18 protein-coding genes and 1 other annotated feature are annotated in these 15,769 nt (G+C 35.4%); of the genes, 12 read left to right on the forward strand and 6 right to left on the reverse strand.

Features of this window, described 5'->3' with window-relative positions:
- Nucleotides 1–66 precede the first annotated feature (66 nt).
- Nucleotides 67–378 (forward strand): metal-sulfur cluster assembly factor, encoded by a 312-nt coding sequence (locus D2K60_RS19990; RefSeq protein ID WP_112180132.1) that lies wholly within the window; start codon nucleotides 67–69, stop codon nucleotides 376–378.
- A 40-nt stretch (nucleotides 379–418) separates the two neighbouring features.
- Here the strand turns inward: D2K60_RS19990 and D2K60_RS19995 are convergent, their stop codons facing one another.
- From D2K60_RS19995 to D2K60_RS20005, 3 genes are all read right to left on the reverse strand, one after another.
- The gene (locus tag D2K60_RS19995) at nucleotides 419–1,117 is read right to left on the reverse strand and encodes a Crp/Fnr family transcriptional regulator (protein ID WP_117170872.1); all 699 of its coding nucleotides are present in this window, start codon (nucleotides 1,115–1,117) and stop codon (nucleotides 419–421) included.
- A gap of 540 nt (nucleotides 1,118–1,657) precedes the next feature.
- The gene (locus D2K60_RS20000; protein ID WP_117170873.1) at nucleotides 1,658–2,359 is read right to left on the reverse strand and encodes a Crp/Fnr family transcriptional regulator; all 702 of its coding nucleotides are present in this window, start codon (nucleotides 2,357–2,359) and stop codon (nucleotides 1,658–1,660) included.
- A 43-nt stretch (nucleotides 2,360–2,402) separates the two neighbouring features.
- On the reverse strand, nucleotides 2,403–3,221 hold the full coding sequence (locus D2K60_RS20005) for an undecaprenyl-diphosphate phosphatase (protein ID WP_117170874.1): 819 nt from the start codon (nucleotides 3,219–3,221) through the stop codon (nucleotides 2,403–2,405).
- A 95-nt stretch (nucleotides 3,222–3,316) separates the two neighbouring features.
- On the opposite strand from D2K60_RS20005, the gene D2K60_RS20010 reads away from it, so the two are divergent.
- A complete protein-coding gene (locus D2K60_RS20010) occupies nucleotides 3,317–3,640 on the forward strand; it encodes a hypothetical protein (RefSeq protein ID WP_117170875.1) in 324 nt (107 codons plus the stop codon).
- A 71-nt stretch (nucleotides 3,641–3,711) separates the two neighbouring features.
- On the opposite strand, the gene D2K60_RS20015 is transcribed toward D2K60_RS20010, so the two are convergent.
- Nucleotides 3,712–3,900, reverse strand: coding sequence for a DUF2929 family protein (locus D2K60_RS20015; protein ID WP_117170876.1), 189 nt, complete (start codon nucleotides 3,898–3,900; stop codon nucleotides 3,712–3,714).
- A 180-nt stretch (nucleotides 3,901–4,080) separates the two neighbouring features.
- Between D2K60_RS20015 and D2K60_RS20020 the strand changes: the two genes are divergently transcribed.
- The 7 genes from D2K60_RS20020 to D2K60_RS20045 all read left to right on the forward strand — a co-directional run bounded on the left by D2K60_RS20020 (nucleotide 4,081) and on the right by D2K60_RS20045 (nucleotide 9,852).
- Nucleotides 4,081–4,701: a hypothetical protein gene (locus D2K60_RS20020; protein WP_117170877.1), complete on the forward strand. Its 621-nt coding sequence runs from the start codon at nucleotides 4,081–4,083 to the stop codon at nucleotides 4,699–4,701.
- A 94-nt stretch (nucleotides 4,702–4,795) separates the two neighbouring features.
- Nucleotides 4,796–5,755, forward strand: a complete 960-nt coding sequence (locus D2K60_RS20025) for a BMP family ABC transporter substrate-binding protein (RefSeq protein ID WP_240335356.1) — start codon at nucleotides 4,796–4,798, stop codon at nucleotides 5,753–5,755.
- 165 nt (nucleotides 5,756–5,920) lie between these two features.
- Entirely contained in the window at nucleotides 5,921–6,856 is a 936-nt protein-coding gene (locus D2K60_RS20030; protein ID WP_117170878.1) for a beta-ketoacyl-ACP synthase III, read from the forward strand.
- A 64-nt stretch (nucleotides 6,857–6,920) separates the two neighbouring features.
- The gene (fabF, locus tag D2K60_RS20035; RefSeq protein WP_117170879.1) at nucleotides 6,921–8,156 is read left to right on the forward strand and encodes a beta-ketoacyl-ACP synthase II; all 1,236 of its coding nucleotides are present in this window, start codon (nucleotides 6,921–6,923) and stop codon (nucleotides 8,154–8,156) included.
- A 322-nt stretch (nucleotides 8,157–8,478) separates the two neighbouring features.
- Nucleotides 8,479–8,652 carry a hypothetical protein gene (locus tag D2K60_RS20780; RefSeq protein WP_162880802.1) on the forward strand — a complete coding sequence of 58 codons (174 nt, stop codon included), beginning with the start codon at nucleotides 8,479–8,481 and terminating at the stop codon, nucleotides 8,650–8,652.
- A 124-nt stretch (nucleotides 8,653–8,776) separates the two neighbouring features.
- Nucleotides 8,777–8,986, forward strand: a complete 210-nt coding sequence (locus D2K60_RS20040; protein ID WP_117170880.1) for a YuzI family membrane protein — start codon at nucleotides 8,777–8,779, stop codon at nucleotides 8,984–8,986.
- Nucleotides 8,987–9,084: 98 nt separating this feature from the next.
- Nucleotides 9,085–9,852: a YjbA family protein gene (locus tag D2K60_RS20045; RefSeq protein ID WP_117170881.1), complete on the forward strand. Its 768-nt coding sequence runs from the start codon at nucleotides 9,085–9,087 to the stop codon at nucleotides 9,850–9,852.
- A 56-nt stretch (nucleotides 9,853–9,908) separates the two neighbouring features.
- On the opposite strand, the gene trpS is transcribed toward D2K60_RS20045, so the two are convergent.
- Complete coding sequence (gene trpS, locus D2K60_RS20050; protein WP_117170882.1) at nucleotides 9,909–10,904, reverse strand: tryptophan--tRNA ligase; 996 nt, start codon at nucleotides 10,902–10,904, stop codon at nucleotides 9,909–9,911.
- A gap of 50 nt (nucleotides 10,905–10,954) precedes the next feature.
- Nucleotides 10,955–11,172, reverse strand: a binding site (T-box leader).
- A gap of 39 nt (nucleotides 11,173–11,211) precedes the next feature.
- Nucleotides 11,212–11,544, reverse strand: a complete 333-nt coding sequence (locus D2K60_RS21380; protein WP_420818835.1) for a DUF3899 domain-containing protein — start codon at nucleotides 11,542–11,544, stop codon at nucleotides 11,212–11,214.
- A gap of 327 nt (nucleotides 11,545–11,871) precedes the next feature.
- Between D2K60_RS21380 and D2K60_RS20060 the strand changes: the two genes are divergently transcribed.
- From D2K60_RS20060 to opp3C, 3 genes are all read left to right on the forward strand, one after another.
- The gene (locus D2K60_RS20060; protein WP_117170884.1) at nucleotides 11,872–13,545 is read left to right on the forward strand and encodes a peptide ABC transporter substrate-binding protein; all 1,674 of its coding nucleotides are present in this window, start codon (nucleotides 11,872–11,874) and stop codon (nucleotides 13,543–13,545) included.
- A 148-nt stretch (nucleotides 13,546–13,693) separates the two neighbouring features.
- The gene (gene opp3b / locus D2K60_RS20065) at nucleotides 13,694–14,623 is read left to right on the forward strand and encodes an oligopeptide ABC transporter permease (RefSeq protein WP_117170885.1); all 930 of its coding nucleotides are present in this window, start codon (nucleotides 13,694–13,696) and stop codon (nucleotides 14,621–14,623) included.
- Complete coding sequence (opp3C, locus tag D2K60_RS20070) at nucleotides 14,623–15,768, forward strand: oligopeptide ABC transporter permease (protein ID WP_117170886.1); 1,146 nt, start codon at nucleotides 14,623–14,625, stop codon at nucleotides 15,766–15,768. The genes opp3b and opp3C overlap by 1 nt, the downstream gene beginning before the upstream one ends.
- Nucleotide 15,769 lies beyond the last annotated feature (1 nt).

The following is a 15,769-nucleotide window of genomic DNA, read 5'->3' on the forward strand; positions in this document are numbered from 1 at the left end:
AGATCATTTTAATTTTAATACTTTTATGTTTATAATATAGTATACGTAAATAAAGGAGGCAATATTATGGAGGAAGCTTTACAAGAGAATCTAATGGGTGCTTTGGAGAATGTAATTGATCCCGAGCTTGGAATAGATATTGTTAATTTAGGTCTTGTTTATGGCGTTAACTTAGAGGACGATGGTCTTGCCGTTGTTACGATGACTTTAACAGCAATGGGCTGTCCATTAGCTGCGCATATTGAAGAAGATGTCAAGAGTGTTCTTGCAGATCTTCCAGAAGTAAAAGATACAAGAGTTGATATTGTTTGGAGTCCACCATGGGGCAAAGAACGCATGTCACGTTATGCGAAAATTGCATTAGGTATTCCAGATTGATCAAGATTAAAAAACGTCTCTTAATTTAAGAGGCGTTTTTCTATTCGTTAAATAATAACTGATTTAACAATTCCTTGTTTATAAGTAATTCACCATTTTGGTCCTTCTTAATCGATTGTTGTTTTTTTAGTTGAGATAATGTACGACTGACTGATTCTCGACTCGAGCCGATCATATTTGCAAGTTGTTGATTAGAGAAATGAGTATGTAGGGTAAACCATCCTTGTGGTTGTTCTTTACCGTGTTTTTGTACTAAACGTAATAACAACATAATGATTTGTTCATGCGTGTTATGTAAAATTTGTTCCTCTAATCGTTTCTGTAAATCAATAATTAACCCGCCTAACACATGAATTAATTTGATGCTAATGGAGGGGTTTTCAATTAAAAAGTTTTCAAATGTCTTGATTGGAAGAGAATATATTTCTGTTTTTTCAACTGCTAGGGCATGTGCTGGGTAGTTGCCTTTCCTGAAAAAACCTTGATGTGGAAACATATCCCCTTTGGTCAACAAATTTACAATTTGTTCTTTGCCGTGGATATCTGTTTTATATATGTTAATATTACCAGTTTTAATGAAAAAAACAGTTGTCAATGGTTCCCCTTGCATGAAAACATGATTGCCACGTTGATATGTATGTGCCTGCATGAGTGATAGAATAGGTTCAATTTCTTCAGGTGTTAAATCTTTGAACAGTGGAATAGATTTTAATAATTGAATAGTTGATTCATCATTCATAAACAATTCTCCTTCCTTTGTTTAGATATTCTAAAAGCCTCCTATTGAAACTAACTTGAACATCGCAGTAGATAGAAACAGCGATGTAGATTCCTTACCCGCTCCACAAGTGAAATGGGCTCGCTTTCCGTGGGCACGACTTCAGCTAACTCGGAAGCAAAGAACACTTCCGAGTGGATCTTCAGCCCGCGCTGTTCCCCACTGGAGTCTCACCCATTTCACTTGTTCCGCTAGTCCTGATTGTAAAACATTCTATGAACCACAGATAAAAACAGTAATCATTCGTATCTTGAAATTTTTTCTTTAGACTTAGAAATTAATCCACTAACTAGTGGAGGAAGCAAATACTTGACACTCCTACGGGAAGAGCACAAGCCGAAGATCCACTTAGTAAAGCGTTTTTTGCTTTACTAAGTTAGCTGAGGCTGTGCCCGTGGAAAGGGAAAGCATTTGCTGACGTAGCGAGTAATATCCGAATTTTACGTCACAGTTGATAAAATCCCGACGCAGGGAAGTTACGTCGGGGTTATTAGTTTTTTATTAATCAATTGTACATAAAACAATGGGACAGTTTTCGCAGTTTATTTCTGTTTTTAAATAATCTAAATTATAAATAGTAATTTTCCCTTTTTCCATTCCGATAATAGCATCCCGCTTTAATTCATTTAATAAACGATTAACACTTTCGCGTGATGTGCCACAAAAATTTGCTAGTTCTTGATTCGTGAGATTAATATTTATGAATATCCCCTCTTTATTCTTCTCCCCATAGCTATTAGATAGGCGAATTAGTGTGGAATATAGTGCGCCTTTTTTTCCATGCAAAACTAAATCTCTAAACTTCGTTTGATCCCGTCGATAATTGAGATTCATAATCTTTAAGAATTCAATCGACAGTTTGGGATTCGTTAGTATTCTTTCTTCTAATGTTTTTCTTTTAATTACGCCAACTTCGCCATCTTCGATCACTTTTGCATTTAAAATGTACTTTACCTCTTCATTATCAAGTGCTAGTTCTCCGACAATGTCGTCAGCTGAACAAATGCGTAAAAATAACTCTCGACCGTCAGAGGATATTTTACCGATTTGTATTCTACCTGTTTTAATAATATATAGGTCAGATACTCCTTCACCTTGTTGAAAAAGGAAAGTACCTTTTTTGATTGGTAGAGTATGATCGATTGCTGACAAAATAGTAGTAAGTTCTTTTGATGTGCTTTGTGATACAGGAATTTTATCCATGTGCTTTCAGCTCCTCACAAAAACAATTTTAGTTATACTAATTTTACAACAAAATAAAAGCGATGAACCCTGCAATAAAGCAATAGAAAGCAAAATATTTTAAGTTTCCACGAGCCATGATGTTCATAAACCATTTTAATGAAAAGTAAGTTGCTACAGCAGCTGCAATGAATGCTAATAAGTAAGGGAGCCACATTGTTTTTAACTCTGGAGTAAACAAATCGTCAATTGATAACAGCAATGTTCCAAAGCTAATTGGAATAAAGAGTAGGAAAGAAAAACGTAAAGCCGTCTCTTGTTTCATTCCAAGCAACATGGCAGCAACTATGGTTGCGCCTGAACGACTGATACCGGGAATTAACGCAACCGATTGAGCTAATCCAATTATTATTGCATCTTTCAGCGTTAGGGCACCATCATTTTTGCGACCTCTAATGTTACGAATAATCCATAGTCCTATACCTGTAATAATTAACGTAATACCAATTTGTTGTGGCTTACTAAAAATCAAACCAATTTGTTCTTCAAATAGTAATCCTATTACACCTGCTGGAATTGTCGCAATAATAAGGTACAAAATGAAATCAAAATCTTCTTTCGCATCGCGTTCTTTTTTAACGATAAAACGTAAACCGTTTTGAATTAAGCGGAGAATGTCATTCTTATAAATAATTAAAACGGCAATCAGTGAACCAAAGTTAACCAGTATCTCAAAAGACAAGTTTTCTAACTTTAGTCCAAATAAATTTTGGACAATGACAAGATGACCACTTGATGATATCGGAATTGGCTCGGTAAACCCTTGTACCAATCCGAAAAAAATATATTTTAATAACAAACTAAAGCTTTCATAAAATTCCATTTTTATTCCCCCAGTGAATCTTTTTTTAGTTCCGCGTTTGTCACAAGTAAAACGATAGAAGCATACGTTATGAATGAGAAAGGGAGGTTATTTAGATGCATCAACCCAATCAACATATGCAAGATTTATGTAAAAATCACATGCATAGCTATGTATTGCTTGAGATTTCCGATGGTTCCGTAATTGATGGTATTATCACAGATGTTGATGACACACACGTTCACGTAGCTGTACCTTATGATCTAGGAACAGAAAACGATGAGCGTTTCACGCCATATGGTTATGGTTTCCCACAGGGACCAAGACCACCATACGGTTACGGCCCTTATCCCTATCCTTATCCAGGACCTGGACGTTTTAGAAGGCTAGTATTACCATTAGCAGCGTTAACTGCGTTAAGTGTTCTTCCATGGTATTAGGAGGAGTTAAAAATGGTTTGATAACAATGATGAACCCTTGCCAATAGGTTTGACAAGGGCTCATCACCTAACTATTCGACTGTTTCATGTGTATCGGGAGGAATAATAAAATCCCCAACAATCGTAACAATTATACTGAATGCTACTGTTAAGACAATAACAGGTCCAAATGCAAATACATCACCAGACATGCTTGTTAAAACATAAGCAAGTAGTGTACCAAGAATAAAGGACCAAATAACAACACCTAGAAAACGCATAGTTTCACCTCTATTTATACATTCACCTATCTTATTTAATACTACCAAATAAGAGCTTGAAAATAAAGTGAATTTTTTGTGCCGTACAGTTACTTTCGACAAACAAATAAAACTTATACACGACCATCAAGCACAACTTATATGTCTGTCTTGCATGTAGCATGAAAGGAGTGAAGAAATATGTTTCTTGTTATAGGTTGTTTTAACTGGGTTGGCTATCATTTAACAGATGCTTTATTAGTAAACGGAGATAAGGTAGTCGGAATAGATTATTTAGATCATACAAAAAAAGAGGAGTTAGTATTAAATATTGGCAGAAATTCAAATTTTACGTTTTATGAAACGATAGATAATAGTAAATTAAAAAGATTAGACCCTAAAGCTATATTTGTGTTTGATTCAACAATCGATTTTAACTACAAGGAATTTTCAAATGTGAGATGCTTTACTTGTATGCATGAAAAACGTGCCAGAAACAATATAATAGAAATAACGCTACCGTTTTTATATGGAGAATGGATGGAGCGAATGGAAATGGGTTATCATCAAGATCAAGCATTTATCCGATTTGATAGTCAGTTATTTAGTGAAGACGCTGTTTATGTGAAAGATTTTGTTCAAGCACTGATTCAATTAGTTGATGCAAGCTTGTTGCCCGATTCAATTAGGTATTATACTCCAGAACAAGCAATGAAAAAGTCAATTAACAAAAGGGAATTAATCATTTTGCCTAGTATGTCTAATGAAAAAAGATTTAAAAAAGTGGAGGTTTTTTATCGGAAAAACAGTGAATTTCACTAATGTAATCAAATTGTAATCTGATTTTACGTATACGTGATTGGTTTTAAAAGGTAAAATAAAAGGACAAGTCTCTTATGTAGAGGAGTGCTACTTTTTGAAAAAAGCAATTTTTCATTTATTTATTTTAATAGTAATAATTTCCCCCTTACTAGCGAGCTGTAGTTCTGATGGAGAAATTGACAAGGTAGGAATGCTTGTAGAACATTCTGTTAATGACCAGACATGGGGGTCAAAAGGTTATCAAGGTTTATTACAAATCAAGGATCAATTCAACGTTGATGTTTATTTTAAAGAAGGTATACAAACACAATTAGATGTCAATCGCTCTGTTGATGAGTTTGTTCAACAAGGTGTGAATCTAATATTTGGCCATAGTAGTAGTTATGGGAAATATTTTGATACCATTCATGCGTCTTATCCGGATGTACAATTTGTCTATTTTAACGGAGGCTATGAAGGAGAAAACGTAACAAGTCTAAACTTTAATTCAAATGCGATGGGCTTTTTTGCAGGAATGGTTGCAGGAACGATGACGCAGACAAACGAGGTAGGAATTATCGGAGCATACGAATGGCAACCGGAAATTGAAGGTTTTTATGAAGGGGTTAAATATCAGAATCCTAATGCAAACATTTCAATGAATTTTGTGAATGATTGGGATAATGTTGAGCGTGCCCTTGAGATTTTCTCAGTGATGGATGAAGAAGGTGTAGATGTTTTTTATCCTGCAGGTGATTCCTTCAGTTTAGAAGTTGTTAAAGAGGTCCAGGCATCTAGTAAATATGCTATTGGATTTGTGACAGATCCCTCAGATGTGGTGGGTTCGACTGTTTTGACTAGTACATTACAACATGTTGATAAATTATATCTACATGCAGCGGAACTTTTTGATAATAATGAATTAAGTGGTGGAATATTCACTTATGATTTTCAGGATGATGTTATATCACTAGGGGAATTTAGTCCTGATGTGCCAGATGCTTATCAAAAGAAAATTAATCAAGAAATAGAAGCATACATAAACACCGGCTTATTACCAAATGAAAGAGATTAAAGCAATTGCTTTAATCTCTTTTTACTACGATTTCTATAAATAGGTTGTTATGATTTCTATTCTAATGGAGAAAGTAAAACTTGATTATCTATAAAAATTCCATTATATTAGTACCAAGTCCTAATAATTGATTATAAAATTAATGTTTCTGAAAGGTTGAATAAAATGCGTGCAGGTATTATTGGAGCAGGACACTATGTCCCAGATAAAATAGTTACAAATGCAGATTTAGAAAAAATTGTAGATACAAATGATGAGTGGATTCGAACGCGAACTGGTATTGAAGAACGTCGTATTGCAGAAGACACAATGGATACTTCTGATATGGCCTACGAAGCTGCAATTCGTGCAATGGAGGCAGCAAATATTACAGGTGCTGATATAGATCTAATTTTAGTTGCAACGGTAACACCAGATACGCCTTTTCCTACAGTATCTTGTATGTTACAAGATAGACTAGGGGCAACAAAGGCAGCGGCAATGGATCTAAGTGCTGCATGTGCAGGGTTTATGTATGGGGTAGTTACGGCAAAGCAATTTATTGATACTGCTGTGTATAAAAACATATTAGTTGTTGGAGCTGAGAAGCTTTCTAAAATAACGGATTGGACTGATAGAAATACATGTGTCTTATTCGGAGACGGTGCGGGAGCTGTCGTTGTCGGAGAAGTAAGTGATGATAAGGGTATTCTTTCCTTTGAATTAGGTGCTGACGGAAGCGGTGGAAAGCACTTATACCAAGATAAGGATTTTATTAGTATGAATGGAAGAGAAGTTTTTAAATTTGCTGTTCGTCAAATGCCTGAATCATCGCTTCACGTGGTGGAAAAAGCAGGCTATACGAAAGAAGATGTTGATTATTTAATCCCACATCAAGCAAACATTCGTATTATGGAAGCGGCAAGAAATAAATTAGGTATTCCAGTTGAAAAAATGGCAACATCCGTTAAAAGATTTGGTAACACATCATCTGCATCCATTCCGATTGCTTTATCAGAAGCGGTACAAAATGGTGATGTTAAAGATGGTAATCTGATTGTGTTAGTTGGCTTTGGTGGCGGATTAACTTGGGGAGCAATTGCGATGAAGTGGGGAAGATAATTTTTTGAAAAAATTAGTGATTGTGAAATTATACTAGAAGATTCGATTGAAGGAGGAGAATTGTATGGAAAAAAAACGTGTTGTTGTTACAGGTCTAGGAACCGTTAGTCCATTAGGAAATACAATAGATTCTTTATGGGGTAATCTAATTGAAGGTAATTCTGGAATTGATTATATTACTAAAGTAAATAAAGATGAATTCCCAGTTAAAGTTGCTGCTGAAGTTAAAGATTGGGATGCAACAATCTACATGGATAAAAAGGAAACAAAGCGGATGGATTTATTCACCCAATACGCTGTGGCTGCTGCTAAAATGGCAGTTGAAGATGCGAAATTAGACATAACAGATGAAATTGCACCACGTGTGGGTGTGTGGATTGGTTCTGGAATTGGTGGTATGGCTACTTATGAAGAACAATTCAGGAAATTTCTTGATAAAGGGTATCGAAGAGTTAGTCCGTTTTTCGTACCAATGTTAATTCCAGATATGGCTGCGGGTCAAGTTTCGATACAGTTAGGTGCGAAAGGGATTAATTCTTGTACAGTGACAGCTTGTGCTACTGGTACAAATTCAATTGGAGATGCTTTTAAAGTAATTGAACGTGGTGATGCAGATGTCATGATCAGTGGCGGTGCAGAAGCTCCACTAACAAACATGGCCTTCGCTGGGTTCTCTACTGCCAAAGCACTGTCCTTTAATGATGACTTGAAAACGGCAAGTCGCCCATTTGATAAAAATAGAGATGGATTCGTAATGGGTGAGGGTGCTGGTATTCTTATATTAGAGTCTTTAGAATCAGCAGAAGCACGAGGCGCAAAAATCTATGCGGAAATAGTTGGTTACGGTTCTGCAGGTGATGCGCATCATATTACAGCGCCTGCTCCTGAGGGTGATGGTGCGAGTCGTTCCATGCAACAGGCTATTGATGACGCCGAAATCGATGCTAGTTCAATTGATTATATCAATGCACATGGGACAAGCACCCAATTAAACGATGCATTTGAAACAAAAGCAATGAAGACTGTTTTAGGTGAACATGCTTATAATGTTTCGATATCATCTACAAAATCAATGACAGGTCACCTGTTAGGTGCAGCTGGTGCAGTAGAAGCAATTGCATGTATCAAGGCAATTGAAGACAGTATCATTCCACCAACGATTAATTTAGAAACACCAGACCCTGAGTGTGATTTGAACTATGTACCAAATCAGGCAATTAAAAAGACAGTAAATGTTGCATTAAGCAACTCATTGGGCTTTGGTGGACACAATGCGACGTTAATATTTAAAAAATATTAATCACACGATGTTTGATCAAATAACTACTGGTTTTGAAGTAACTAATAAATTAAGACGTAACTTTCCTTATGTCAGAGTTATCATCAACTGTGACGTAATTTAACGTCTTATCACGCTCTAAAAATCCACTACGCTTTCCGCAGGCACGTCTTCAGCTAACTTGGAAGAAATACACTTCCAAGTGGATCTTCAGATCGCGCTGTTCCTGCAGGAGTCGTAGTGAATTTTCATCGCTGGTCGGTAATATGTTTATTGATGAAGTTGCAATATCAACAATAACAGACCTTTTCGGACTTTAAGTTCTTTCTAGCGAAGGAAGCAATTGGGTGACACTCTAGTGGGAACAGCACAAGCCGAAGATCCACTTGGTAAAGTGTTTTTCTTTACCAATGAAAGCTTTAGGCTGTGCCCACTGAAAGGGAATCCATTTGCTGACGTAGCGGGTAAGAAAGTTCCAATACGTCGCAATTTCTATCTATTTTTGAATTTTAAATAAAAAAATTAAAGCCTTAGCTGTGATTTATAACAGTTAGGGCTTTTTAATTTGAAAAATCATTATTTATGTTAGATAAACATATAGTTAATCTAAAGATGGACAGGCCAAAGAGGTGATAGATATATTGTTTTATCTACTTTTATTTTTAATAGGTTTTGGACTAGCTGTTGCTGGAGGCGTGACGATTATTTTATATATAAATCTTATACCTGCAGGATTAACCTGGATAGACTATTTTATGTTCATCCAAACTCGGGCTGAATGTTACCTTTTTTTATTAGGAATTATCATGATTACATTGGCGATTCCGAAGTTACCACGATTGTTTCATTGAATAATTTTTCGTGAGTTGGTCATACTGATTGCTAAATCAAGATTCGTTCATCTCTTTATAACGAATTAAAGCAGATGATGGCTGGGAGTGAGTTACATATGCAATATTTACATGATGTTTGGGTGAATTGGTTTGAAGGAGAAGAGAATGGATATAACGTTTGTGATTTTCATGAATGGCGAAAGCATGATGGAATTGAAATACTAGATCAAGTGCCAGTTATTCATGTGAATCACACATTATTTGATTTAATTGAAAATGATTTAGCAGATTTGCCAAAGAAAATGTTAGATCATATTAAAAATCGGGCTTACTTACGCAAAAACCAAGAAAGAATTCCGCTAGAGTATGCTTGCATAGTCACGGACTCAAAAGAAGTGCTTGTCTTTGATACAATGGGTTATCATATACCAATTCGAAAAAGTAGGTTGATCCCCCGACAAGAACGATTGGTTTACGAAATGATCGATAAAACAGTCAAACCAACATTTACAATCGATACAAAAAAAACAGAAAAATCACATCATATTTTATCCTTGTCACCAAAGGAAATGTTAGGTTTAACACGAAGAGAGCGACAATTAAAACAACTACTAATGATGACACTTGATCAATTAGAACGTACAAATAATAAAGAAGAATTACAATACTGGTTAACAGAGTGGGCACCACAACGTTACCATGCAATCCGAAAGATGAATGAAGATACTGCTTGGCATACGCTGTATCAAGAACTTGTAAGTGGTTGGTCAATTGGTCATGAAGTCTTTTGTAAGAAAATAATTAAGGGACAGCCATTTTTTGAAAAAATATGGGAGCTTGAAGAGAGTGAACCGAAAAATCAAACCTATAAAAGAATACTATAATGGAATAATGAAAAAGGTGTAGAAGAAATAATTCTCCTACACCTTTTTCATTGATACTATTTGTCTTTTCTAACTCTAGCTAGTCCCATTGCCTTTTTAGCTTTTGCTAATGTTTTATTAGCTATTAGAGAAGCCTTTTCTGCACCATTGTCTAAAATGTGATCTAATTCAGGTGAAGAAATTAATGCTTGATAGTGTTCCTGGATTGGTTGTAATGTTTCAATAACAACGTCAGCAGTAGCTTGTTTAAATGGACCGTAGCCTATTCCTTCAAATTTACTTTCGATATCTTTAATTGAATCACCAGTAAAACTAGCGTAAATAGTTAATAAATTACTAATGCCCGGTTTGTTTGCTTTATCAAATTTAACGATACCTTCTGAATCAGTAACAGCACTCTTAATCTTTTTCTCAATTTTCTTTGGATCATCAAGCATGAAGATAGATGCCTTTTGATTTTCATCAGATTTACTCATTTTTTTAGTTGGTTCTTGCAAAGACATAATCCGTGCACCAACTTTTGGAATGCTAATTTCCGGTAAAGTAAAGATGTCATTATATTTTCGGTTAAACCGTTGTGCCAAATTGCGTGCCAATTCTAAATGTTGCTTTTGGTCTTCACCAACAGGGACAATATTCGTATTGTATAACAATATATCTGCTGTCATTAATGGAGGATAGGTTAATAGTGCTGCAGAAACACCATCTTTACCAGCAGACTTATCTTTAAATTGTGTCATTCTTTCTAATTCACCAATATAGCTGACTGTTTGCATCATCCATCCTAATTGTGTGTGTGCAGGAACTTCAGATTGAATAAATAAAGTTGATTTATCTGGATCAATACCTGATGCTAAATAAAGAGCTGCCAGTGATCGAATATTATCGCGAAGTTTTAAGCGATCTTGTGGTACCGTAATCGCATGTTCATCAACGATACAAAAATAGCATTCATGATCTTCTTGTAAATCAACAAAATGTTTCATTGCCCCTAGATAGTTCCCAATTGTTAGCATTCCACTTGGTTGAATGCCTGAAAAGATTGTTTTCATTTTTATCACCCTTCTGTTTATAAACATAAAAAAATCCCATAATCCTAATACTAAGGGACGAATAAACCGCGGTGCCACCCTTATTATCTCAGGAACATGAGATCACTTTTAGACAAAATGTCACAGATAACGCCTGTTAAACGGTAAGTGATTATACACTTACAAGCTCTAAAGCCCCAGTTTCATTAACCCTTGGTGTCTGTTCGCAGCTTATCAGACTCTCTAAAAACCAGAGGGATTAAATCCTATGCTTTATCAACGCTTTATTAATATAAAATTATATCTAAAATCAAATCAACATGCAAGTTTAGATATAGTATATGAAAAGCAAGATAAACATGATTACTAATAAGTATAGGCCCTGCGTTAAAAGAAAACCGAGAAATGACGGACTAACTTTTGTTGAAGGCATCGGCTTATCTTCCCAATCATCAAACGCCAATTTGCGTAAAACGCCATTCCCAACTTTTCGAAACCCATAGATGACACCATCAAAAAAACGTCCTTTGATTGTAAAAAAAATCATCCAACATAATAAATAAGCTAAACTGAAATAAAAGATAATATCTATATAAAAGACGAAATGGAGTTTAGGAGAAAATAATAGAAATAGTAACAAACTAATAAATAAATTAAGCATTAACTGAAAAAAGGAGTTTCGGAATATTTGCAAAATAGAATCACAACCTTCACTTATTTTGACAACGAGTAGTATAGCATATTTTAAATGAATAGAGGTATTAAGATACGAAGATAATAGGAATATGACAGAAACGATTACAAATATAGGTATTTAGCCCTATTTTTTGTTATAAGAATGTTAAGTTTGTGGGTTTTGTGTGTGATTGTGCAAAATTATTGTAAAAAAATAATGCAAAATTGTTTGAAAACTTGTATAATTCAAGTTGTGAGTTAAATTACTCGCAGAATTATTAGAGAATTAAAAATATGGGGAGGTCATTTTATTATGAGAAAGTCAAATTGGTTGTTGCTAGTCCTTGCACTAGCTTTAAGCATGTTCTTGGCTGCGTGTTCTGGTGGAGACGATACATCAGAAACAGGGGATACAGAGGGAACAGAAGAGGAAAGTTCAACGGAACAAGTACTAAACTTAGTCGAGGCATCACAGATTCCTACGATGGATTCATCACAAGCAACAGATCAGGTTGCATTTCAATTCTTAGGTGAAAGCATGGAAGGTCTATATCGTTTAGATGAAGATGTAGTACCACAACCTGCAATTGCTGCAGGAGAGCCTGAAATAAGCGAAGATGGTTTAGAATGGACAATCACATTACGTGATGATGCTGTTTGGTCAAATGGAGATCCAGTTACAGCAAATGACTTTGTTTTTGCTTGGAGACGAGCTGTTAATCCAGAAACAGGATCTGAGTATGGTCCGTTTATGATGAATGGTGTACTTAAAAATGCTGAAGCTATTAATAATGGCGAATTAGACATAGAAGAATTAGGTGTGGAAGCAGTAAGTGATACAGAATTGCTTATTACTTTAGAGAAAGCAGTACCATACTTCCATAGTTTATTAACTTTTGGAACGTTCTTACCGCTTAACGAAGCGTTTGTTACAGAACAAGGCGAAGATTATGCGTTATCTTCTGATAACTTACTATTTAACGGACCATTCACATTAAATGATTGGAATCCAACAGGAGATAATCCAGATCAATGGTCACTCGTTAAAAATGAAGACTATTGGGATGCAGAAAGTGTACAACTTGAAACAATTAATGTAAGTGTTGTGAAAGAAACAAGTACTGCTGTTAACCTTTATAACACAGGTGAAATTGATCGCGCTGGTTTAACTGCTGAATTTGTTGAACAATACGCAGGTCAAGAAGATTATACAACTTTACCTGAACCAACTTTATTTTACTTGAAATTAAACCAAGATAATGAAGCACTTGGTAACAAGAACATTCGTAAAGCAATTGCAATGTCAATTGGTAAACAAGATCTTGTAGATGTTATTCTTGCAAATGGATCTGTTGTATCAAATGGTGCAGTACCACAAGATTTCACTACACATCCAGAATCAGGAGAAGATTTCCGTGCTATTAATGGAGACTTACTTACTGAAGATCAAGAAGCTGCCAAAGAGTATTGGGCAACAGGTCTTGAAGAATTAGGTGTAGAGTCAGTTGAATTACGTTATCTTGGTGGAGACACTGATCTTGGGCAAGATATGGATGCTTACATCATGGACCAGTTACAAGGAAACCTTGAGGGCCTAACAATTGAGCTTTCATCTGTTCCTTTTGAAGAACGTATCTCACGTGATGAAGCAAGTGATTATGATATTCAAAATTCTGGTTGGGGTCCAGATTACATCGACCCAAATACATGGTTAGAAATGTGGACATCAACTTCACCTTATATGACTATGAACTATGAAAATCCAGAGTATGATGCATTAATTTCTGAAGCAAATAATGAATTAATCACAGAGCCAGTAGAACGTTATGAAAACTTCTTAGAAGCAGAGAAAATTCTAATGGATGATGCAGCGATTGCGCCAGTTTATCAGCGTTCACGTGCTTATCTATGGAGAACATCTGTTAAAGGTGTTGTTTTCAACCCAATGGGTGCTGACTTCTCTTATAAGAATGCATATATAGAGTAAATAGTAATGCAGTAAGTTGGAAACCAAGATGAGAAACTCTTGGAAAGAGAGTGTAATGCCTAATGGGCATATGCTCTCTTTTTCCATTTGAGAAAGATTTTTGAATTATTTGAACATTCCATACGACTATATGATAGGAGGGTTTATAATGGCAAAGTATATATTACAACGTTTAGGATACATGCTTGCAACGTTAATTATTATCGCCACATTTTCATTTATCCTCATGAAAATGCTTCCCGGGTCTCCTCTGACAGCAGAACAAAAGGTTACAGAAGCTCAAAGAGAAATTATTTTAGATAAATATGGATTAAATGATCCTGTTCCAATTCAATATCTGAGATATATGGGTAACTTAGCACAAGGGGATTTAGGTATTTCATTTCAAATGAAAAACCAACCTGTTACAGATATCTTACTAAGTAGGATTCCTGTATCGGCCCAATTAGGTATACAAGCACTATTGATTGGAACATTTTTAGGAATGTTGCTAGGTTTAGTTGCTGCAATTAGGAATAATTCATGGATGGATTATAGTGCAAATATTATCTCGGTTATTGGTATATCAATACCATCGTTTATATTTGCTGGTTTAATGCAATATTTCATCGGGGTTCGTTTAGGTCTGTTACCCGTTGCTTTTTGGGGAACATTTCAACAAACAATCATGCCAACTATTGCGTTAGCCATTTTCCCAATGGCAATTTCTGCTCGTTTCTTACGAACAGAAATGATTGAAGTATTAGGATCTGATTATATTGTTACAGCGAGAGCAAAAGGCGTCACAAAAGCTGGTATTTTATTTAAACACGGCTTGCGAAATGCTTTAATTCCATTAGTTACTGTAATGGGGCCAATGGCTGTAAGCTTAATGACTGGAACACTTGTAATTGAGCAGATCTTTTCAATTCCAGGAATTGGGGAACAATTTGTTCGTTCTATCATGACAAACGACTTTTCAATAATCATGGGAACAACACTGTTCTTTGCCTTTTTCTTCATTTTTATAATTTTAGTAATCGATATTCTTTATGGAATTATTGATCCAAGGATTCGACTAGCAGGAGGGAAAGATTAATGGATAAGGAAAAACTAAACAAAGATTTATTTGTTCCTGCAAAAATAGATGAAGAGAAAAGTGAAAAAATAAGTCGACCAAGTTTATCGTATTGGCAAGATGCTTGGATTCGATTGCGAAAAAACCCTGGCGCCATATTTGGTATGATAGTAATCATGTTGATCGTGTTGATGTCCTTGTTTGCACCATTATTAACAAGTCACGGACTAAATGATCAAGAGTTAAGTCTTTCTAGATTACCACCTAAAATCCAAGGTTTAGAAGAAATTGGCTTTTTACGATTAGATGGTACAAAAAGCGAAGTATTTGAAGCAACAACAGTAGAAGAAGCAAAACAGTCAGCATTAACACGTTTCACACAAACTGACTTATCAAATATGACGTTTGATGTGAAAGAAGAAGGAGACGGTTCTCCTGAATCAGCAAAAGTTGTAGGTTATTTTGATGCTTATGCAGATAAAAATATTACAGAATACTATTGGTTTGGTACAGATGCACTAGGACGTGATATTTTCACACGTGTTTGGATAGGAACTAGAGTATCCTTATTAATTGCACTAGTTGCAGCTATGATTGATATGTTGGTCGGTGTTGCATATGGTGGCATCTCAGCATACTTTGGTGGACGAGTAGATAATGTGATGCAACGTATCATTGAAGTATTAGTCGGGATACCAAATTTAGTTGTCGTTATCTTAATGATTATGGTATTAGATCCTGGGATAATGGCGATCATTATTGCCTTAACAATAACCGGTTGGACTGGCATGGCCAGGATAGTCCGTGGACAGGTACTGAAACTTAAAAATCAAGAGTTTGTTTTAGCATCAAGAACACTTGGATCATCACATACGCGTATTTTAACGAAACATTTAATACCAAATACAGTTGGTATGATTATTATAAATACAATGTTTACTATACCTAGTGCCATATTTTTTGAGGCGTTTTTAAGCTTTATCGGACTAGGATTACAAGCACCAGATGCTTCTCTAGGTACATTAATAAATGAAGGATTTAAAGCACTGCAAATTAATCCTCATATAATGATTTTCCCAGCTATCGTTATGTCATTAGTTATGATTGGCTTTAACATATTGGCTGATGGTCTTCGTGATGCATTAGATCCAAAAATGCGTGAATAGG

The organism is Paraliobacillus sediminis (assembly GCF_003426055.1).